General features: G+C 71.9%; 14 protein-coding genes and 1 rRNA gene. 9 read left to right on the plus strand and 6 right to left on the minus strand.

Annotated features, from left to right (window positions below):
- Window positions 1-93: ribosomal RNA gene (gene rrf, locus ACFWPA_RS08380) — 5S ribosomal RNA — on the plus strand; the annotation flags it as partial.
- A gap of 1,037 nt (window positions 94-1,130) precedes the next feature.
- On the opposite strand, the gene ACFWPA_RS08385 is transcribed toward rrf, so the two are convergent.
- Window positions 1,131-1,487: an MmcQ/YjbR family DNA-binding protein gene (locus ACFWPA_RS08385; RefSeq protein WP_378569977.1), complete on the minus strand. Its 357-nt coding sequence runs from the start codon at window positions 1,485-1,487 to the stop codon at window positions 1,131-1,133.
- Window positions 1,488-1,571: 84 nt separating this feature from the next.
- Between ACFWPA_RS08385 and ACFWPA_RS08390 the strand changes: the two genes are divergently transcribed.
- Together ACFWPA_RS08390 and ACFWPA_RS08395 are read left to right on the plus strand one after the other, a co-directional pair.
- A complete protein-coding gene (locus ACFWPA_RS08390) occupies window positions 1,572-2,030 on the plus strand; it encodes a MarR family winged helix-turn-helix transcriptional regulator (protein WP_378506757.1) in 459 nt (152 codons plus the stop codon).
- Window positions 2,023-3,801: an AMP-dependent synthetase/ligase gene (locus tag ACFWPA_RS08395; protein WP_378569978.1), complete on the plus strand. Its 1,779-nt coding sequence runs from the start codon at window positions 2,023-2,025 to the stop codon at window positions 3,799-3,801. The genes ACFWPA_RS08390 and ACFWPA_RS08395 overlap by 8 nt, the downstream gene beginning before the upstream one ends.
- A gap of 6 nt (window positions 3,802-3,807) precedes the next feature.
- Here the strand turns inward: ACFWPA_RS08395 and ACFWPA_RS08400 are convergent, their stop codons facing one another.
- The gene (locus tag ACFWPA_RS08400; RefSeq protein ID WP_378569979.1) at window positions 3,808-4,386 is read right to left on the minus strand and encodes a hypothetical protein; all 579 of its coding nucleotides are present in this window, start codon (window positions 4,384-4,386) and stop codon (window positions 3,808-3,810) included.
- Between the two features lie 120 nt (window positions 4,387-4,506).
- Here ACFWPA_RS08400 and ACFWPA_RS08405 point away from each other — a divergent pair, with 120 nt between their 5' ends.
- Window positions 4,507-6,063: a carboxylesterase/lipase family protein gene (locus ACFWPA_RS08405; RefSeq protein ID WP_378569980.1), complete on the plus strand. Its 1,557-nt coding sequence runs from the start codon at window positions 4,507-4,509 to the stop codon at window positions 6,061-6,063.
- Here the strand turns inward: ACFWPA_RS08405 and ACFWPA_RS08410 are convergent.
- The gene (locus ACFWPA_RS08410; protein ID WP_378569981.1) at window positions 6,056-7,288 is read right to left on the minus strand and encodes an MFS transporter; all 1,233 of its coding nucleotides are present in this window, start codon (window positions 7,286-7,288) and stop codon (window positions 6,056-6,058) included. The genes ACFWPA_RS08405 and ACFWPA_RS08410 overlap by 8 nt on opposite strands.
- A gap of 84 nt (window positions 7,289-7,372) precedes the next feature.
- On the minus strand, window positions 7,373-7,669 hold the full coding sequence (locus ACFWPA_RS08415) for a DUF2470 domain-containing protein (protein ID WP_378569982.1): 297 nt from the start codon (window positions 7,667-7,669) through the stop codon (window positions 7,373-7,375).
- Between the two features lie 65 nt (window positions 7,670-7,734).
- On the opposite strand from ACFWPA_RS08415, the gene ACFWPA_RS08420 reads away from it, so the two are divergent.
- On the plus strand, window positions 7,735-8,100 hold the full coding sequence (locus tag ACFWPA_RS08420) for a VOC family protein (protein ID WP_378569983.1): 366 nt from the start codon (window positions 7,735-7,737) through the stop codon (window positions 8,098-8,100).
- 11 nt (window positions 8,101-8,111) lie between these two features.
- Here the strand turns inward: ACFWPA_RS08420 and ACFWPA_RS08425 are convergent, their stop codons facing one another.
- Window positions 8,112-8,897 carry an enoyl-CoA hydratase/isomerase family protein gene (locus tag ACFWPA_RS08425; protein ID WP_378569984.1) on the minus strand — a complete coding sequence of 262 codons (786 nt, stop codon included), beginning with the start codon at window positions 8,895-8,897 and terminating at the stop codon, window positions 8,112-8,114.
- A gap of 85 nt (window positions 8,898-8,982) precedes the next feature.
- Here ACFWPA_RS08425 and ACFWPA_RS08430 point away from each other — a divergent pair, with 85 nt between their 5' ends.
- Window positions 8,983-10,389, plus strand: coding sequence for a plasmid pRiA4b ORF-3 family protein (locus ACFWPA_RS08430; RefSeq protein WP_378569985.1), 1,407 nt, complete (start codon window positions 8,983-8,985; stop codon window positions 10,387-10,389).
- A gap of 50 nt (window positions 10,390-10,439) precedes the next feature.
- Here ACFWPA_RS08430 and ACFWPA_RS08435 read toward each other — a convergent pair whose 3' ends face one another.
- Window positions 10,440-11,438, minus strand: a complete 999-nt coding sequence (locus ACFWPA_RS08435) for an MBL fold metallo-hydrolase (protein ID WP_378569986.1) — start codon at window positions 11,436-11,438, stop codon at window positions 10,440-10,442.
- A gap of 481 nt (window positions 11,439-11,919) precedes the next feature.
- Here ACFWPA_RS08435 and recC point away from each other — a divergent pair, with 481 nt between their 5' ends.
- From recC to recD, 3 genes are read left to right on the plus strand one after another with little or no spacing between them, the layout of a single operon-like run.
- Window positions 11,920-15,186, plus strand: coding sequence for an exodeoxyribonuclease V subunit gamma (gene recC / locus ACFWPA_RS08440; RefSeq protein ID WP_378569987.1), 3,267 nt, complete (start codon window positions 11,920-11,922; stop codon window positions 15,184-15,186).
- Window positions 15,144-18,710, plus strand: a complete 3,567-nt coding sequence (locus ACFWPA_RS08445) for a UvrD-helicase domain-containing protein (RefSeq protein WP_378569988.1) — start codon at window positions 15,144-15,146, stop codon at window positions 18,708-18,710. Before recC ends, ACFWPA_RS08445 begins: the two co-directional genes overlap by 43 nt.
- On the plus strand, window positions 18,707-20,548 hold the full coding sequence (gene recD / locus ACFWPA_RS08450) for an exodeoxyribonuclease V subunit alpha (protein WP_378569989.1): 1,842 nt from the start codon (window positions 18,707-18,709) through the stop codon (window positions 20,546-20,548). Before ACFWPA_RS08445 ends, recD begins: the two co-directional genes overlap by 4 nt.
- Window positions 20,549-20,567: the final 19 nt, after the last annotated feature.

The raw sequence follows: 20,567 nt of genomic DNA on the forward strand, positions 1-20,567 counted from the left end.
ACGCCCGGTCCCATTCCGAACCCGGAAGCTAAGCCCTCCAGCGCCGATGGTACTGCACTCGACAGGGTGTGGGAGAGTAGGACACCGCCGTACATTACTTGTTCGGGAGCCCCGGAACTTGACCCCTTTTGGGGGGTTGGGTTCCGGGGCTTTCGGCGTTTTCGGGGGTGGGTCGCCCGGTGGGGTGGGTGTGTGCACGCGGCAGAAGCCGTGTGCGCAGGGGGGATGTGGTGTTCGCGGGGGTGTTGAGCGCGGAACACGGGTGTGGGTGCGGCAGAAGGTATGTGCACACGACCGCTGCCCGGTCCGCGCGGGTATTGCTGGCCTCGCCTCGGGGCGCACGCGGCCGCTGGCATGCATCACGCAGACGAGGTGTGCACACGGGAAATGTGGCGTCCGCGGGGGTATTGAGCGCCGAACCCCGCTGCGCGCATCCCACCCCTTCCACGGGCACCCATCAGCTGTGTGCACACGCGGGATGCGGTGTTCGCGGGGGTGTTGAGCGCGGAACACTGGTGTGCACGCCGCAGAAGCCGTGTGCACAGCGCGGGTGACCACGCCGCTGCCACCAGCCCGACCACGGACCCAGCGACGACACCGCCCACTGACGGCGACCGCCAGCCAACGCATGCGACGGCGACACCGCAGGTGTGCACACGCCCACTGCCGCGTCCGCAGACAGATTGCGCGCCGAACACCGGTGTGCACGCGGCAGGAGCAGCTGTGTGCACACGCCCGCTGCCGGGTCGGCACGGGTATTGCTGGCCTCGCCTCGGGGGCACACGCGACCGCAGGCATGCATCACGCAGACGAGGTGTGCACACGGGAAATGTGGTGTCCGCGGGGGTGTTGCGCGCCGAACACTGGTGTGCACGCGGCAGAAGCCGTGTGCACAGGGGGGATGTGGTGTCCGCGGGGGTGTTGAGCGCCGAACACTGGTGTGCACGCGGCAGAAGCCGTGTGCACAGGGGGGATGTGGTGTCCGCGGGGGTGTTGAGCGCCGAATACCGGTGTGGGCGCTGCAGAAGCTATGTGCACATGGGGAATGCGGAGTATCCGTGTGCACGCAGCAGGACCTGTGCGCACAGGGGCAGCGCCGCGCGCACATGGGTGTGGTGTGGACTAGGAGGCTACTCGTCGTAGAGGCTGCCGAACTCGTGTGCGTCGACGAGCCGCTTCGGCGCGGTCAGGCACCAGGCTTCGGTGACGAGCTCGAGGAGTTCGTCGGATTCGATGCCCTCCAGATGGACGACGATCCAGCCGAACTGGCCGGCGGTGAACTGGATCTCGAACACCTCGGGGCGCTCGGCGACCAACGCAATCTGTTCGTCCAGGGTCGCCTTCAGCCCGACGGTTCGGGTCTTCTCCCAGATGTAGCCGTAGCCCTTGCCGCAGACCTTCAGCGCGGTCCAGTTCCCGGCATCGACCTGCTCGGTCTCGGGCAACGTGTCCAGCATCGCGATGAAGCCGTCGAGGGTCACACTCATGCCCCACGTCTACCAGAGGTGTCCGACATTCAGCCTTCCATACCCGGGGTATCGGATAGCCGCGCGCGGCGTTATAGTTGCGGAATGCAACACAGTGCTGCCGTCGCTCGGGTCCACGACGAACTCGTGCACCTTGTTCGGCAGCTGATGACGGGGGATCGGGGTGGTGACGGAGCCCCGTCGTTCGCCCAGCATTCGGTGTTGTCGTACATCGACCGCAGCCCCGGCTGCCGCGCGACGGAGATCGCCGACGCGTTCGGGGTGCACCGCTCCACGGTGTCCCGGCAGATCCGTGGATGCGTGGACAGCGGCTGGGTCGTTGCCGAACCGGGGCCGGTGCGGACGGGGCACCCGCTCACGCTCACCGATGCCGGGCGCAGCGTGCTGGCAGCGGCGGGTGTGCGCCGCCGAAGCGAGGTCGCCGGCCGCGTCGAGGACTGGACCGACTCCGACATCGCGCTATTCGCCGACCTTCTGCACCGCTTTCGCGTGCCGACCCCCACGCCCGACAACGACACGACCGGAGGCGCTCCGCATGCGTGAGTACGCGACGACACCCACCTTCACGATCGCCGACGACGACGCCCTCGTCCGGACCGTGTACTCCCACGCCGACACGACCCCGGACCTCGTGCTGTTCTCCCGCCCGCGCGGCGACCGGTGGGTTGACGTCACGGCCGCCGAGTTCGCGGACCTGGTCACCGGCGTCGCGAAGGGGCTGATACAGGGCGGCGTGCAACCGGGGGACCGGGTGGTGCTGCTCTCGGCGACCCGATTCGAGTGGACGCTGCTTGACTTCGCGATCTGGGCGGCAGGTGCGGTGTCGGTGCCGATCTACGATTCATCGTCGGCAGATCAGGTGCAGTGGATCGTCGAGGATGCGGGTGCCACCGTCGCGATCGTCGAAACCTCCTCGCACGCAGAGTACTTCGCTGGCACCGGCGTCCGGGTGCTGGAGATCGAGGACGCAGCTATCGAGACGCTGCTCGCGTCCGGTGCCGATCTGGACGACTCCGCCGTCGAGCAGCGGGTTTCCGCACTGCGGGCCGACGACCCGGCCTCGCTCGTCTACACCTCCGGGACGACGGGGCGGCCCAAGGGATGCGTACTGACGCACCGGAACTTCCTGTCCGAGGTCCGGGGCATCCTCGCGGCGAGCATCGGTGACGTCGCACGCCCAGGGAATCGGATGCTGACGTTCCTTCCGCTCGCGCACGTGCTGGCACGCGCGGTGTCGCTGGCGATGTTCGAGGCGGGCGGTACCCAGGCGCACTGGTCGAACTTCGGCACCATCGTCGGGCAGTTCGATCGGTTCCGGCCGAATGTGATCCTTGGGGTGCCACGGGTTTTCGAGAAGGTCCGCGACGCGGCGGCACAGCAGGCGTCGACGGGTGGCGCGCTGCGGGCGCGAGTGTTCGCCTTCGCCGAGTCGACGGCTGTCGAGTACAGCGAGGCAATCGATCGGGGACGGCCGTCAATGCTGTTGCGGTTCAAGCATTTCGTGGCCGATCGCCTGGTATACTCGAAGTTGCGTGCGGTTCTCGGTGGCGAGTGCTGGTGGGCGATCTCCGGCGGCGGGGCGTTGATGCCGCGGCTCGGACACTTCTTCCGCGGGCTCGGGGTCCCGATCTACGAGGGCTACGGTCTGACCGAGTCCACCGCAGCGCACTGCGTCAACGTCCCGGGTGCACAGCGGATCGGCAGCGTCGGACAACCGCTCGGCGGCAACGCGGTCCGGATCGCCTCCGACGGGGAGATCGAACTGCGCGGTGGTGTCGTGTTCGGCCGCTACTGGAGGAACGAGACGGCCACCGTCGACGTATTCGACGACGGCTGGTTCCGCACCGGCGACCTCGGGTCCCTCGACGAGGACGGCTACCTCACCATCACCGGACGGAAGAAGGACCTCCTCATCACCGCAGGCGGCAAGAACGTGTCGCCGGGGCCGCTCGAGGATCGGATGCGCTCCCACGAACTGGTATCGCAGGCCGTGGTTGTCGGCGACGGCAGGCCGTTCATCGGGGCGCTGGTCACGGTCGACCCGGATGCGTTCGCGCGCTGGCGGTCCGAGAACGGCAAGGGCGGCGAGGCGACGGTCGCGGACCTCCGGGACGATCGTGACCTGCGGGCGGCGGTGCAGCGGGTGATCGACGACGCCAACACCACTGTCTCGCACGCCGAGGCGGTCAAACGTTTCGCGATCCTCGCCAGGGACCTCACCGAGGGGGACGGTGAACTGACCGCGACTCTGAAGATCAAGCGGAACGTGGTTGCGCAGCGCTACGGCGCCGAGATCGACGCGCTGTACTCCTGACTCCGGTCACCACAGGTCGTAGGCGACGTCCGACACGGTGAAGCCGTGGCCGGATCCGCTCTCGCAGGTGACCCCGGCGCGCCGATCGACGGTGCACGTGAACCCCTGCACGCGCAGCGGAGAGCCGTACGGCAGCGCCTTCGCGGGACCGTCGAAGCGGTGGAACGCCGGATCTCCGGTGCTGACAAACTCGCCGGGCTCCCCGGTGACGACCCGGATCGCGTTGGGGATGGTCGTTCCCGGGCCGCTGGGTGCTGGCACCCGCGGCGCGGTGCCAGGGAGACTGCCGTGACAGCCGGCGACCGGGGCCGGAGTGGTGATCACCGCGCACTCGAACTTCCCGCTGGGACTGGTGAAGTAGTACGAGCCGCCCGCCTCGCCCAGGTAGTCGGCGACCTGCGCGGCGGGTGCGAGGCTGGGGGTCACGGAGGTCGACCGCGTGGTCGTCGCCGCCGGGGCTGGTGCGGTCGTGGTGCCGGGACCGGGCTGCTCCGCGGCCGGGCCTGCGGCCCCGTCGACGGTGTTCGCGCAGCCCCCGACCACGCTCAGGGTGGTGAGCAGCAGGATGATTCGGGTGGTGCGCACGTCGGTCATGGTAGGGGACCGTCGCGGACCGGCCGGTCGGGAGTCCGTGTCGCGCGCACCTGCTCCCCGTGCCGGGTTGGTACGTTGGCGATGAGTGACCGCGACGGAAGGGAGGCTGTCGTGCACACCGACGAGACCAGTGCCGTCACGGGACCGCGAACGCTGACGGTTCGGGTGGCGGACGGCGCGGTGCGTGGTCACGCGGCGGGCTCGGTGTTCGCGTGGATGGGCGTGCCGTATGCGACGGCAGGACGCGATCGGCGGTTCCGCCGCGCGGCACCCGCCCGGGCGTGGGATGGCGAACGCGACTGCCGTGACCGCGGGCCGATCGCGCCGCAGGCCAAGGCAATGCAGGTTCCGATCGACCCGGGCCTGGCGCAGGACGAGGACTGCCTGTCCCTGAATGTGTGGGCGCCACGCCCCGCCGAGGAGCCGCGGCCGGTGATGGTGTGGATCCACGGCGGCGCGTACTGCGTGGGGGCATCTTCCCAGACCGTGTACGACGGTCGCGGACTCGCCGAGACCGGGGATCTGATCGTGGTCACCGTCAACTACCGGCTCGGGGTGTTCGGGTTCCTCGACCTGTCGTCCTTCGGGGATGGGTTCGAGCCCAACCTCGGGTTGTGGGACCTGGTGACCGCACTGGAATGGGTGCGGGACAACATCTCCGCGTTCGGCGGCGACCCGGGGAATGTGACCGTGTTCGGTGAGTCGTCGGGTGCCGGGGCGATCACGACGCTGATGACCGCACCGCGCGCGGAGGGACTGTTCCACCGCGCGATCGCCCAGAGCGCCCCCGCGACCTCCGTGTACGGCGCGGTGCGAGCGGCCGCCGTCGCGTCCCGTTTCCTCGAACTGGCCGGGGTCGCACCGTCCGAGGCCGACCGCCTGCACGACTTGCCGGTCGAGGACCTGCTCCGTGCCGGGGACGAACTCCTCGACGAGATCGTCATCACGGTGCCCGGCACGCTGGCGATGGCGCCGGTTGTCGACGGTGACCTGGTGCCCCGCTACCCGGTCGCCGCGTTTCAGAAGGGGGTCGCACATCGGATCCCGCTGATCATCGGAACGAACCGGGACGAGGCGTCGATCTTCCGGCTCACCCGATCCCCGATCCTGCCGGTGACGGCGGACACGGTGACGCAGATGTTCGCGGCGATCGCCGACGACCACCCGGACATGCCGCCGTCCCGGATCGCCGAGGTCATCGCCGCCTACCCGGACTACACGAAACCGACCGGGGCGATGGCGATCTCGCGTGACGCCGCATTCCGGATGCCGTGCCTGTGGATCGCGGACGCACACTGTCGGCACTCGCCGACATGGGTGTACCGCTTCGACCACGCAACCCCGATGCTCCGGGCGGCGCGCGTCGGGGCCGGCCACGCCACGGAATTGCCGTACGTATTCGGCAATTTCGGCACCCTCAACATGGACCCGACGTTCTGGCTCGGCGGCCGCAGGAGCGCCGTTCAGGTGTCCGGGCGCGTGCAGCGGCGGTGGCTCGCGTTCGCCGCATACGGCGTTCCGGCGGCGTTGGACGCGTCGAAGCACTGGGCTCCCTACACCGAGGAGGGCCGCTCGACCCTGCTGATCGACAAGACCGACACCCTCGTCCCCGACCCGGATGCGGCGTTGCGGGCCGCGTGGGGCAACGAGGTGATGGGGTTCAGCTGACCGGCGGGGTGTCGAGTTCCCGCAGCGCGGGCAGGCCGATGCAGGCCACGCCGAGCACGCACACCGGGATCGCCAACGCGAAGAACGTCGGCTGCAGGCCGACCGCGTCGATCATCGGGCCAGCGAACAGGTAGCCGAGCGGGCCGGCCGCATAGGCGGTGGAGGTCATCACCCCGACGACGCGGCCGCGCATGTGCTCGGGGCTGCGGGTCTGCATGGCGTAGTTGGCAATCGGGCCAACCGGCCCGAACACGAGTCCGACCAGGACGGCGAGGGACAGGGTCAGCCACAGCGGCGGCAGGAAGGCCATCCCCACCATGCAGAGGCCGAGCACGGTCACCGCGACGAGCATCAGGGTGCGCCGCCGGATCCGTGCCGCCAGCGACCCGTACGCCAGTGCGCCGACGACCCCGCCGACGCTCATTGCCATCAGCACCCATCCCAGCTGTGCGGGCTGCTCGAGGTCGGCGAAGTGCACCGGGAACAGGACGCTCTCGACCGGCAGGTACAGCGCAACGATCGCCATGTCGACGAGGGCCAGGGTGCGGAGCAACTTGTTGCGCCACACGAACTTCAGGCCCTCCACGGTGCCCGACCACATCGACGCCGGCCGCGACTCCCGGTCGGGTGGGCCCGCGCCGTCGAGACGAAGGAACGCGATCGTCACGATCGATCCGGCGAAGCAGAGTGCGGTCACCCATAGTGTGCTCACCGGCCCGAGCGCCGCGATCAGCACGCCGCCGACGCCGGGGCCGATCAGATACGCGACGTTGTAGTTCGCCTCGTACAGACTGTTGACCCGGTCCAGCCGCCACCCCGACGCGGTGGTCGCCGCGGGCAGCATCGACTCGCGGGCGGAGATGCCTGCCGGGTCGAAGGCGGCCCCGAGCGCGGCCAGGACCGCGATCAGCGGCACCGACAGCCCGATCGTCGCCGACGAGATCGGGATCAGGGCAACCGACAACGCGGACAGCACATCGGAGACGAGGGAGGTGCGGCGACGGCCGAACCGGTCCACCACCGTCCCCGAGAACAGCGACGACAGCAGCAGCGGCAGGGTCGCCGCTCCGGCGACAACGGCAGCGTCGGTGGCCCGTCCCGTCTGCTGCAGCACCAGCCACGGCAACGCGACGATCGTGATGCCGTTGCCGGTCGCCGACAGCAGGGTGGCGAGGTTGACCAGCAGCAGCGGCATCAGTCGGCGGGTCGCCGTCGACGTGGTCATGTCGGGACTCTTTCAGGACGGAGGAGACATGAGTCGACGCTAGCCCGCCGCGCGCCGACGCGCGAACCGTTTTCCGGCGCAGGCTCAGTGCCCGCCGGACTCGATTCCGAGCCGCTCGCACGCCGCGTGGTACAGCGCGACCACCTCGGTGCGGATCGAGGCCCGGTCGGTGACCGGCCCGAGCCACGGCACCCGCACCGGCCGTTCGGTGCCGTCGACCGTCGCCACCCACTCGCCCGCGGTGGTGTCCAGCCCGGTCATCCGGGCCGCGGTGGCATCGGGTTCGGCGAAAGCCCGCACGATCGCGAGATTGTCGGTGGCGTGATCGCCGTTCATGTGGCCGGTGACCGCGGCAATCACCGCGTCGTCGAAGTCGCTCATGGCGCAAGCCTACGGTGGGCTCGTCTGGGCGGCGGGGTCGGTGGCGTGCGCCTACGCTCGACGTCATGACCCGTCCCGCCATTGCCGTGGACTACACGGTGCTCGACTGCCCGGACCCGGCGGCGCTCGCCGGGTTCTATCGCGACGTGCTCGGGTGGCGCCTCACCCGATCCGAGGACGACTGGGTGATCCTGCAGGGCCCCGGTGAGCTGCGGCTGGCGTTCCAGCAGGCCCCCGACTTCATACCGGTCGACTGGCCGGCGCACGGCGCCCGGATGCATCTGGACCTGGTCGTCGACGACATGGACGCGGCGGAGCGGTGGGTGCTGGGGCTGGGGGCCCAGCTCGTCGAGGGCGACGCCGACCATCCGACGTTCCGGGTGTACCGGGACCCGGTGGGGCACCTGTTCTGCCTCTGCCGCCGCGGCTGACGGCCGCCGGCTCAGGCTCCTGCGGGTAGCGTCGTGAAGTCCGGCTCCCTGCCCTCCGCGAATGCGACGAGCGCCTCAAGGTTCGCTGGCCCACCCATCAGCTCGGCGAAGCAGGCGTTCTCCCGTTCCCGTGCGGCCGCGATCTCCGCCCGCAGCGGCGCCGTCATCGTCTGCTTCACCGCCATCAGGCTTGAGATCGGTTTGGCCGCCAGTGTTTCCGCGTGCCGGACGGCGACCTCCATCAGGTCGTCGGGCGCGCAGACCTGGAAGACCAGACCCATCTCCTTCGCCTGCTCGGCGCGGATCCACTCGGAACTCATCAGCACCCACGCCGCGTTCTGCCTGCCGATCAGCGCGGGCAGCAGATAGCTCGACGCCGCCTCCGGCGCCACCCCCAGCCCGGTGAACGGGCACTTGAGCTTGGCGTCGGTGGACATGAACGCCAGGTCCGCGAAGCCGATGATCGTGGTCCCGATGCCGAGACCGAGCCCGTTCACCGCGCAGATCAGCGGCTTCGGGAAGTCGGCGAGGGTGTCGAGCAGGCCCATGAAGCCGTGCGTGCCGGGGCGGAAGTTCGGGTCGCTGGTGCGGGCGTGCATTTCGCGCAGGTCGGTGCCCGCGCTGAACGCGCGACCGTTGCCGGTGAGCAGGACCACCGCGACCGACGGATCCTCGGCCGCGTCCCGCAACGCCTCGGTCGTCGCGTCGTACAGCGCTTCGTTGAACGCGTTCAGCGCGTCAGGGCGGTCGAGGGTCAGGGTCCGGACGCGGGCGCGGTCGTCGATGAGGATGCTCATGCCCGAATAGTAGAACGCGTTCCAGTGTGTCGGGGTCGTTCGCGGCCGCCGTGCCGCTGTCCCCGCCCTGTTCTAGGCTCGGGAGATGGGAGTCTCCGAGCCTGGCCGGCACCTGCGGGTGGTGCCCACCGACCCCGAGGCGCTGCGCACCTTCGTCGCCGAGATCGGTACCTCGCCGCGAGTCCCGGCCGGGCGGCGGATCGCCGCGTACCGCCTGCGGGTCGAGTTGAGCGGGGTCGTCCCCGCGGTGTGGCGCAGGCTGGTGGTGCCGTCCACCGTCACCCTCCACGAACTGCACGTCGCCGTCCAGGTCGCGATGGGCTGGACGGACACCCACCTGCACCAGTGGGTCCTCCCGGATCCGTCCGGTGCGGTGCGGGAACGGTTCTCGATGCGGGAGAGCATCGAGGACGGCTTCGGCGACGGCGACAGGTGCGACGAGGACGTTCGGCTCGGGGACGTGCTCGGCGCCCCCGGCGACCGGCTGATCTACGAGTACGACTTCGGCGACGGGTGGGAGCACAGCGTCGTGCTTGAGGACATCGACCCGGCCGCAACGCTGGACGCCCCGTCCTGCCTGGCCGGCGAGCGGGCCTGTCCGCCGGAGGATTGCGGCGGTGTGCCCGGGTACGAGCGGCTGGTGGACGTGCTCGGCGACGTCGGACACCCCGAGCATCACGAGCTGCGCGCATGGGCGGGCTACGGCTTCGACCCGGAGTCATTCGACGTGGCCGCGGCCGACGCGGCGGTCGCCGCCAGGGACGCGCTCCGGCTGCATCCGCCGGTACTGGACTCGCGGGTCGCGCCGCTCCTCGAGCGGATACCGTATCGCGCTGCACCCCATGTGCATTCGCTGCTTGAGCGGGCGGACCTGCAGAGTGGTGAGTGGTCGGAGATCGAGAGCATGATCGACGGTGCCCTGGTGCACCTGCAGTGGCTGCTGCGCCGGGCCGGCGCCGACGGCATCGCCCTGACCTCGGCCGGCTATCTGCCGCCCGCCGTCATTGCCGCGGCCCGCGACGAACTCGACTGGGGCACAAGGTGGGTCGGGTCCGGCGATCGCGAGGTGAGCAATCCGACGTTCCGGGAGTTACTCGAATCCGGTCGCGCGTTCGGCCTGACCCGAAAGTACCGGGGCAGGCTGCTGTTGACGAAAAGAGGTGCGACGCTGGCGCGTCAGCGAAACCAGCTGTGGGAGCATGTCCTCACCGCGCTCCCGCTCGGCAGGCACGAGGTGGAACGCGAGGCGGGACGGCTGCTGCTGCTGACCGTCGCGGCAGGCGCGTCTCGACACGAACGGCGGGCCGCGATGTCCGAGGGACTGGCGGCATTGGGGTGGCGCAACGCCGACGGCAGCAGGGTCACCGAGTTCGACGCGTACTGGGACGCGGCGGAGACCGCACGCTACCTCCGGATGATTGGGGCGCTCGGCGCGGTCGAGGGCACCCCGGACTGGGCGCGCGGCGTCGCCCGCATGTCGCTGTCGATGTGACGGGCGGGTGCCGGGCCGCGGCACCGTCGCCGCCGCCCGGCATCGACTGGCTACCGGCGGGCGAAGCGGGCGGGCTCGCTGCCCGGCACCTGACCGACCTGCTCCCGCGTCACCAGATGCCGCAGATGCGCGGCCGCCTCGGACACCGCCATGTTCCGCGCCAGCGGATGGAAGTCCGACCACGGCCGGTACCACTTCATCCGCTCTGCCACCTGCCACAGCGTCAGCTCGTCGTCGCCGAACGCGGCATACAAGTGATCCAGACGCTCCTCGTGGTGCTCGACGAGTTCCTTCGCTCGCCCCGGTAGGTCGGTGATCGGCAGGCCGTGCGCGCCGAGCCCGCGGGTGATGCCCATTGACTGCACCCGACGCAGCGAATCCATGAACTCCGCCAACGCGTCCCGCTCCTCGATCGGGTACACGAAGTTCCCGACGTGCGGGGTCGTCTTTTGCAGCACGTGGTCGCCGGTGAACATCACGTCGGCGTCCTCGAGGTAGAAGCAGGCGTGACCGGGGGTATGGCCCGGGGTGAAGGCGACCCGCAGGTTCCGCCCGGCGAGCGCGATGACCTCCCCGTCGGTGAGGGTGCGGTCCGGTGCGGATTCGGGACCGGCCGGGGGCTTGCCCAGCGCGGCCGCCCCGAACGCGTCCCGATGCTCCTGCGGTGCGCCGGCCCGAACCATGTTCTCCTGCTGGTCGGTCACCCACACCGCATCGTGGGACGCCGACATGAACCGGAACATCTCGTGGTCGGCCTCGTGCATCGCGATCCACGCGCCGGACGCGTCGCGGACCCGGCCGCACAGGCCGGTGTGGTCGGGGTGGAAGTGGGTCAGCACGACGCCCTCGACCTCGGTGATCGAGTGCCCGACCGATTCAAGTCCGCCCGTCAGACCCTCCCACCCTTCGTCGCCGTCCCACCCGGCGTCGACGAGCACGATGCCGCCTGGCGACTCCATCGCGTACACGAGGGTGCTGCCCAGCGGATTGTGGGTCATCGGAACCGTGATCTGGAAGATGCCATCGCCGATGGCCACTGCGTCGGACATAGTCACTACCTCTGTACCGGTGAAATTGGTTAACCCTTTCGTTCATCACTACCGCACGAGTGGTGTGCAGCACAGCCCGGGTGTCCACTCGGTGGACATCCTGTGACGCAGGTAACCGCGCGCTGCGGGGTGGGTGTGCCCGTCGACGGCCGTGTGCACACGGGTGTTGCCGCGTGTGCGGGGGTGTTGGGCGTGCAGTGGGGGTGTGGACGCAGCAGCGGGGGTGTGCACACGGGTGTCGGTGCGGGCGCCCGTCGGCGGCCGTGTGCACACGGGTGTTGCGGCGTGCGCGGGGGTGTTGGGCGTGCAGTGGGGGTGTGGACGCAGCAGCGGGGGTGTGCACAGGGGTGTTGGTGCGGGCCCTCTCGGCGGCCGTCCCGGCGGCGTCGGGGGTGATGTGGTGCCGGCTGCGCGCGGCCGACGGGGTGGTGTCAGTCGCCTGTGGTATCCCTGACTCGACCGAACCGATCGAGGGGGGAACGTGCTCACACTGCACCGCGCCGAGCGTTCGGACACGCTCGCCGACGCCCTCGCGGCCATTCTCGCCGCACCCCTCGCCGACCCGTTCACCCGCGAGGTGATCGCCGTCCCCGCCAAGGGCGTCGAACGGTGGCTGACGCAACGGCTTTCGGATTCCCTCGGTGCCGCACCGGACGGTGTCGACGGGGTCGCGGCGAACATCGACTTCCCGTCACCGACCCGGCTCGTCGACGAGGCGCTGGCCGCGGCGTCCGGGACCGACGCGGACGCCGACCCGTGGCACCCGGCGCGGGTCCTGTGGACACTGCTCGACGTCGTCGACGTGAGCCTCGACGAACCGTGGGCGGCGGTCCTGGCCCGGCACCTCGGGCACGGCGACGCGGGCGGGCATCGGATCGGGCGCCGCTACGGCACCGCCGCGCACCTCGCGGAACTGTTCCGCTCCTACGGGGACCAGCGGCCCGCGATGCTCGTCGCCTGGGCCGCGGGCCGCGACGACGACGGCGCAGGGGCCGCGCTGGCGGCGGACCTCGCCTGGCAGTCGCAGCTGTGGCGCAGGCTGCGGGACCGGATCGGGGCAGCGAGTCCGGCGGAGCGACTCGGCCCGGCCTGCGCGAGGATCCGCGCGCATCCCGACATCGCCGGGCTGCCGGACCGGATCTCGGTGTTCGGCCCCACCCGCCTCACGACCGCGCAACTCGAGGTGCTCGACGCGCTGTCCGCCAATCGCGAGGTGCACCTGTGGGTTCCGCACCCGAGCCCGACCATGTTCGACGCCCTCGACCGGTCCGTTCCCGCGCCAACCCGCGCCGCCGACACCAGCGGGCTTGAGGTGACGCACCCGCTGCTCGCGAGCCTCGGCCGCGACGTCCGCGAGCTGCAGGCCAGGCTGCGCCGCGACGACGTCGTGCACCGGCACCACCCGGCGGCGCCGCGCCCCACGACCCTCCTCGGATGCCTGCAGGATGACCTCGCCGCGGACCGCGCACCGAGTCCCGCGGACTGCGACACCACCATCCAGATCCACGCCTGTCACGGCCCGGCCCGGCAGGTGGAGGTGCTGCGCGAATCGTTGCTGCACCTGTTCACCGAGCTCCGCGACCTCGAACCCCGCGACGTGCTGATCATGTGCCCCGACGTCGACACCTACGCGCCGCTGATCCGGGCCGCGTTCGGGCAGGACGGCATCGGGCATCCCGGGCACGCGCTGCGGGTCCGGCTCGCGGATCGTGCCCTGCACCAGACCAATCCGGTCCTCGCGGTGCTGGCCACCCTCCTCGACCTCGCTGACGGTCGCGTCACCGCCAGCGAGATCCTCGATCTCGCCGCCGCCGAGCCGGTGCGCCGCCGGTTCGGGTTTTCCGACGACGACCTGGAACGTCTCCGGGAGTGGGCCACCGCGGCCGGCGCCCGCTGGGGCATCGGCCCCCGTGAACGCGCCGCCCACGGACTGCCGGACTTCCCGCAGAACACCGTCCGCTCGGCGCTGGACCGGATCCTGCTCGGCGCCGCCACCGACGACACCGGCGGCGAATGGCTGGGCCTCACCCTCCCACTCGACGGTGTGGACAGCGGCGACATCGACCTCACCGGCAAGCTTGCCGAGTTCGTCGACCGACTCGACGTGTCCCTGCGGGGGCTCGCGGGCCCGCAACCGGCCCCGGCGTGGGGAGCGGCGCTGACGCGGGCGCTGGACCTGCTCGTCGACGTGCGCGAGCGGGACGCCTGGCAGCTCGGGCAGGCGCATCGGGAACTGGCGGCGGCGATCGAGCACGGCGCGGCCGACCTGCGGTTGGCGGACGTGCGGGCGATGCTCGCGTCGCGGCTCGCGGGCAGGCCGACCCGGTCCAACTTCCGGACCGGCGAGCTGACGGTGTGCACGATGGTGCCGATGCGGTCGGTGCCGCACCGGGTGGTGGCGCTGCTCGGCCTCGATGACGAGGCATTTCCGCGCAGTCCCGGAGTCGACGGCGACAACGTCCTCGGACGCACCCCGCTGCCGGGGGAGCGGGATCCGCGCAGCGAGGACCGGCAGCTGCTGCTCGACGCGATCGGCGCTGCGGGGGAGCGGCTGCTGCTGTTCTACACCGGGATGGATCCCGTCAGCGGGGTGACGCGGCCGCCCGCCATCCCGCTCAGCGAGGTGCGGGACGTGCTCGACGCGATGGTCGGGCGGCCCGCGGCCGTGGTCACCACGCACCCGCTGCAGCCGTTCGACGCCCGCAACTTCCGCGGCCCGCGCCCGTTCAGCTTCGACACCGCCGCCCTGGCCGGGGCCATGTCCGCGCAACGTCCCGCCGCCCCCGACCGCGGGTTCCTGCCCGAGCCGCTGCCTGCGCTGGCGCCCGGGGACGTGGACCTGGCCGAGCTGATCGCGTTCGTCGTGCACCCGACGCAGGGGTTCCTCCGGCAGCGGCTCGGGGTGCGGATCGCGGACCTCGACGAGGAGATCGCCGATGCCCTCGACCTGGAGCTCGACTCGCTGGCCAGGTGGTCGATCGGGGAACGGATGCTCACCGCGATCCTCGCCGACGACCGGGACTTCCCCACCGCCGTCGCCGACTTCCGGGCAGCCGAGTGGCGCCGCGGCACCCTGCCCCCTGCCGCGTTGGGGGGCCGCGCGCTCGAGGGCATCGAGGAGGCGGTGCGGGTGTTGGCGTCGGCGGGGCGGATGCCCGGACGCCCCGGCACCGTCGACGTCGACCTCGACCTCGGGGACGGACGCCGGCTGACGGGCAGCGTCGACGGCGTCCACGAGGACGTCGTCGCCCGCACCACCTTCTCCAAGCTGGGTCCGAAGCATCGGCTCACCGCCTGGGTGCAGCTGCTGGCGCTGTCCGCCACCCAACCGGACCGGCGGTGGCGCGCCGACACGATCGGCAAGGGGCCGGTGCGGCGGCCGACGGCGTGGCGATCACACCTCGTCGCCCCCGCCGACGCGCGTGCGCAGCTCGATTCTCTGATCACCTTGCGGGACAGCGGCCTTCGGGCGCCGCTCCCGATCGCGACCGCGGCGACCGCCGCCTATGCGGCGCGCCGCGCCTACGGCGACGCGGTCGAGTCGGCGCTCGACTCCGCGGCCAAGGAATGGGGCAGCGCCTTCGGCGACGGGAAGGACAGACACGTGACGTACCTGTACGGCGCGGACGCCCCGCTCACGGTGCTCACCGCGACCCGCGCGAGCGGGACGGAGGGCACCCGGTTCGGGGACCTGGCCCGCGCGCTGTGGGAACCGCTGCTCGCCGCCGAGACGATGGGTGCGTCGTGAACGCCCCCGGCGCGGACCGGGCCGCGTTCGACCTGCTCGGTGACCTGCCGTCCGGGACGACGGTGCTCGAGGCCAGCGCCGGGACCGGCAAGACGTACGCGATCGTCGGGCTCGCCGTCCGGTACGTCGCCGAACGCGGCGTCGACCCGGAGCGGCTGCTGCTGGTGACGTTCAGCCGCGCCGCGACCAAGGAGCTGCGCGAACGCACCCGCGACCGGTTCGCCGGTGTCGCGGCCGGGCTCGCCGACCCGGCGGCGAGCAGCGACCCGCTGGTGCCGTTCCTCGCGGCCGCCGACCCCGACACGGTGGCGTTGCGCCGCCGCAGGCTGCTGCAGGCCCTGTCCAACTTCGACGCCGCCACCATCGCGACCACCCACAGCTTCTGCCAGCGGATGCTCGACGGCATCGGCATCGCGGGTGAGCGCGACCCCGACACCGAGCTCGTGGAGGAGGCCACCGAGCTGATCGACCAGACCATCTCGGACCTGTACCTCGCCCGGTTCGGCAGGGAACCGCAGCCGTCGCTGTCCCCGGACGAGGCCCGAAAGGCCGCACGGGCCGCCATTTTCGACCCGCAGGCCGTCCTCGCCCCGACCGGCGCCGATGGGACGGCCGGTGACATGGGCGGCACCGCCGCCGCTGGTGACGCCGTCGCGTTCGCGCAGGATGTCCGCGACGAGGTGTGTCGGCGTAAACGCGCGGCGGGCGTCCGCGACTTCGATGACCTGCCCGCTCTGCTGCACGGTGTCCTCACCGACGCGGAGCACGGGGCGGACGCGCGCCGCCGGGTCCGGGAACGCTACGACGTCGTGCTGGTCGACGAGTTCCAGGACACCGACCCGCAGCAGTGGGGGATCCTGCGCGCCGCCTTCCACGAGCACGTCACCCTGATCCTGGTCGGCGACCCGAAGCAGGCCATCTACGCGTTCCGCGGCGCGGAGGTGTTCGCCTACCTGGACGCGGTCACCGAGTCCCGCACCCTCGAACTGACCACCAACTGGCGCAGCGACCGACCACTGCTCGCCGCGCTGGCGCATGTGCAGGGCGGGGCCGCTCTTGGGCATCCCGGCATTGTCGTGCATCCCGTGTCGGCCGTGAAACCCGCACGGGTGACGGGGGTTCCGCCGATCCGCCTGCGCCACCTGACCCGCGCCGGCGCCGGACCGTTGGGCAAGAGCGGGTTCCCGGCCGTCGCCGCGCTCCGCTCCCGGGTCGCCGACGACGTCGCCGCGGACATCGTGCGGCTCGTGTCGGGCGCGCGACCCGGCGACGGCGGTGCCGCGAGTGTGGGCGACGGCGGTGCCGCGAGTGTGGGCGACGGCGGTGCCGCCAGTGTGGGCGACGGCGGGGTTGTCGACGGCGGTGCCGTCATCGATCTCGGTGCCGACGACCCGCTCGGTGCCGGGCCGCGTCCGGTCCTGCCCGGGGACATTGCGGTCCTGGTCCGCACCAACCGGCAGATCACCCTCGTTCACGACGCGCTCGACCGGGCCGGGATCCCGGCGGTCACGGTCGGCGGGCTGAGCGTGTTCGTCACCCCCGCCGCGCAGGACTGGCTGTGGGTGCTGCAGGCGCTCGAGCAGCCGCACCGCGCGGACCGGGTGCGGCTCGCCGCGTTGACGCCGCTGCTCGGCCGCACCGCCACCGACCTCGACGCGGGCGGGGACGAGCTGGTCGCGCGGATCGGTGGCGGGATCCGCGAGTTCGCGCGGGTGTTCGCGACCGCCGGGTTCGCGGCGATGGTGGAGCGGCTCGCCGCCTGGGGCGCGCTGGAGAAGCGGTTGTTGGGGCGGGTCGGCGGGGAACGAAGGCTGACCGACCTGCGGCACATCGCGCAGCTGCTCGGGGAGGTCGCCGTCGGGCAGGGCCTCGGGCTGACCGCGCTGACCCGGTGGCTGACCGACCGGATGCGCGACCCCACGTCCGGGACCGTCGACCGCAGCCGACGCCTCGACTCCGACGCCGCGGCGGTGCAGATCGCGACGGTGCACGCCACCAAGGGGCTCGAATACCCGATCGTGTACGTGCCGTACGGGTGGGACGCCGCGAAGAACCCGACCCCGGACCGGCTGCTGCTGCACGACGACGCGCACACCCGCATCCTCGACGTCGGCGGCCCCGACGGCCCCGACTACGGGGATCGGCGCAGGCGGCACGACGAGGAGGAGGCGGGCGAGGAGCTTCGGCTGCTGTACGTGGCGCTGACCCGCGCCAAGTGTGCGTTGGTGCTGTGGTGGGCGCCGGCCGCGTCGACGTCGTCGGCGCCGCTGCACCGAATGCTGCTCGCCCGCGCCCCCGGCGCCGCCGAGGTGCCGCGCGGACTGCGGGTCCCCGCGGATCCCGAGGTGGCACACCAGTTCTCCCGGTGGGCGGACGGTGTTCCCGGCATCCGGGTGGAGGCGGTGCCGCCCGGCCCGGTCCTGGCCGGGACGTGGGCGCCGCAGGCCGAGCGCGTGCAGACGCTGACCGCGGCCCGGTTCGACCGCGCGCTGGACGCGGACTGGCGCCGCACCTCCTATACGGCGATCACCGCGGCCGCGCACGCGCTCGCGCCTGCGGCGAGCGAGCCGGAGGAACCCGACCTCGGCGACGAGCCGGAGGATCCGCCGCTGACGGTGCCCGCCGCCGACCACGTGGGCGGGCACCTGCCGTCCCCGATGAACGGGCTGCCCGCCGGCGCGGCGTTCGGCACCCTGGTGCACGCCGTCCTCGAGTACGTCGACACCGCCGCCGCGGACCTCGCCGCCGAGGTGCGGCAGCGGTGCCGTGACGAGGTGACCGCCGGATTCTCCGGGGTCGACCCGGACGCGCTGGCGGACGCGCTGATGCCGGTCCTCGCGACACCGCTGGCGGCTCCGGCGGTGGGCCGCACCCTCGCCTCGATCGCGCCTGCCGACCGGTTGCCGGAACTCGACTTCGAACTGCCGCTGGACCATCCGGTCCGAGCGCCGGACGGCGACGCCGCGGATCGGGTGACGCTCGCGGGCGTGGTGACGCTGCTGCGTAGGCACCTGCCCGCCGGTGATGTGCTCGCCCCGTACCCCGACCTGCTGGCCGAGCTGGGGGCGGCGCCGCTGCGCGGCTACCTCACCGGCAGCATCGACGCCGTGCTGCGGCTTCCCGGTCCGCGGTTCGTGGTGGTGGACTACAAGACCAACCGGATCGCGCCCGGCGACGTCAGCACCGCGCACTTCACCAGGGATTCGATGGCCGCGGAGATGATGCGCTCGCACTACCCGCTGCAGGCCCTGCTGTATTCCGTTGCCCTGCACCGCTACCTGCGGTGGCGGCTGCCGGGATACGACCCGGCGGTGCACCTCGGCGGCGTGCAGTACCTGTTCGTCCGCGGCATGGCCGGACCCGACACCCCGGCCGGGTGCGGCGTATTCGACTGGCACCCGCCCGCCGAACTGGTGACCCGGCTGTCCGACCTGCTCGCCGGCCACCCGGACCGGGGTGAAGGGAACCTTCAGCCCGTCAGACCGGGTGAACGTGTCCTTCATCCGAGGGGGGAGACACCATGACCGACGCGCGGATTGCGCAGCGCGGCAAGGGCGCGCTGCGGGTGTTCAACGAGGCCGGTGTCCTCGGCGCCGCGGACGTGCACGTCGCGGTGCGGCTCGCGCAGCTCGCCGGTGAGACGTCCGAGGCGGCGGTGCTGGCGACGGCGCTGGCCGTCCGCGCGGTCCGCTCCGGATCGGTGTGCCTGGACGTCGGCGGCATGCGCGACATCGGCGTCGACGCCGTCGCCGCCGACGACGGCACCGAGGTCGACCTGGACGCGCTGCCGTGGCCCGACCCGGCGGACCTGCTCGCCGCGCTGCGGGTCAGCCCGCTCGTCGTCGGCGGCGAGGCGGGCCCGCTGCGGCCGCTGCGGCTCGTCGACACCGTCGGCGGCCCGCTGCTGTACCTGGAGAAGTACCACCGGCAGGAGGACACCGTCCGGCGGGTGCTCGACTCCCGCGCGGGCGATCGCCCGGACGTCGACGCGGCCGAACTGCGCGCGGGTCTCGCGGACCTGTTTCCGGAGCACGCGCCGGACCGGCAGCGGGTCGCGGTCGCGGTCGCCGCCACCCACCGCACCGCCGTCATTGCGGGCGGTCCGGGCACCGGGAAGACCCACACCGTCGCCCGGGTGCTCGCGATGCTGCTGCGGCTGCAGGGGCCGACGCTGCGGATCGGGCTCGCCGCCCCGACCGGGAAGGCCGCCGCCCGACTGCAGGAATCGGTGCACCAGCACCGGGACCGGCTCGCGCTGCCGGAATCGCTGTCCGCGTCCACGCTGCACCGGCTGCTCGGGTGGGGCCATCGCGGTCCCCGCTACCACGCCGGGAACCACCTGCCGCACGACGTGATCGTCGTCGACGAGACGTCGATGGTGTCGCTGACCATGATGTGCAGGCTGCTCGAGGCGCTACGACCGCAGGCCCGGCTGATCCTGGTCGGCGACCCGAACCAGCTCGCGTCGGTCGACGCCGGGGCCGTTCTCGCCGACCTCGTCGACCGGCCCGTCACCGCGGCCGCCCATCCCGTGCTGCCCGCCGTCGTCGGCGCCGACCTCGACGCCGACGGGTGGGACGACGGCGAACGGGACCGGGTGCGCGGCGGCATCGTCCGGCTCACCCGCGGGTGGCGATTCGACGAGGAGATCGGGGCCCTCGCCGACGCGGTCCGCGACGACCAACCCGACCGGGTCCTCGACCTGCTCAACTCCGGCAGCGACCGAATCGAATTCCTGGCCCCCGACGACCTCGACGCACTGCGCCGGGACGTGCTCGACACCGCAGCGGAGGTGACGGCCGCCGCCGAGGCGGGGGACGTGGCGGCGGCACTGGAACTCGCCGAGCGGCACCGACTGCTGTGCGCGCACCGCGACGGCCCGTTCGGCGTCGCGTGGTGGGAACGGGCGTCGCTGGAGTGGATCGGCACCGCGACCGGGCACCGCCTCGACCCCGACGCGTGGACCGCCGGCCGCCCACTGCTGGTGACCGCCAACGACTACGACGCGAAGATCTACAACGGCGACACCGGCGTCGTCGTGCGGGGCGGCAACGGCGAGGAAGGCGGCGGCGACCTGGTCGCCGCGTTCGGTCGCGGCGGAGACCCGCTGTTGCTGCACCCGAGCCGGATCTCGTCGGTGCAGTCCGTGTACGCGATGACCATCCACCGCAGTCAGGGCAGCCAGTACGGCACCGTGTCGGTGATCCTCCCCGACGAACGGTCCTCGCTGCTGACCCGGGAACTGCTGTACACCGCGATCACCAGGGCCAAGGACCGGGTGCGGATCATCGGCACCGAGGACGCCGTCCGCGCCGGCGTGCGGCGGCGGGTGCGGCGGGCGAGCGGGCTGCGGCTGGGGTGAGCGTGCTGATTGTCCACAG

Origin of the sequence: Rhodococcus sp. NPDC058505 (assembly GCF_042720095.1) — a bacterium.
Taxonomy (GTDB): Bacteria; Actinomycetota; Actinomycetes; order Mycobacteriales; family Mycobacteriaceae; genus Rhodococcus_G.

Excerpts from the sequence above, each read along its gene's own strand:
- ACFWPA_RS08385 (WP_378569977.1), bottom strand. The coding sequence starts at position 1,487 with ATGAGTGTGACCCTCGACGGCTTCATCGCGATGCTGGACACGTTGCCC.
- ACFWPA_RS08415 (WP_378569982.1), bottom strand. The coding sequence starts at position 7,669 with ATGAGCGACTTCGACGACGCGGTGATTGCCGCGGTCACCGGCCACATG.
- recD (WP_378569989.1), top strand. The coding sequence starts at position 18,707 with ATGACCGACGCGCGGATTGCGCAGCGCGGCAAGGGCGCGCTGCGGGTG.
- ACFWPA_RS08430 (WP_378569985.1), top strand. The coding sequence starts at position 8,983 with ATGGGAGTCTCCGAGCCTGGCCGGCACCTGCGGGTGGTGCCCACCGAC.
- ACFWPA_RS08395 (WP_378569978.1), top strand. The coding sequence starts at position 2,023 with ATGCGTGAGTACGCGACGACACCCACCTTCACGATCGCCGACGACGAC.
- ACFWPA_RS08435 (WP_378569986.1), bottom strand. The coding sequence starts at position 11,438 with ATGTCCGACGCAGTGGCCATCGGCGATGGCATCTTCCAGATCACGGTT.
- ACFWPA_RS08420 (WP_378569983.1), top strand. The coding sequence starts at position 7,735 with ATGACCCGTCCCGCCATTGCCGTGGACTACACGGTGCTCGACTGCCCG.
- ACFWPA_RS08390 (WP_378506757.1), top strand. The coding sequence starts at position 1,572 with ATGCAACACAGTGCTGCCGTCGCTCGGGTCCACGACGAACTCGTGCAC.
- ACFWPA_RS08410 (WP_378569981.1), bottom strand. The coding sequence starts at position 7,288 with ATGACCACGTCGACGGCGACCCGCCGACTGATGCCGCTGCTGCTGGTC.
- ACFWPA_RS08425 (WP_378569984.1), bottom strand. The coding sequence starts at position 8,897 with ATGAGCATCCTCATCGACGACCGCGCCCGCGTCCGGACCCTGACCCTC.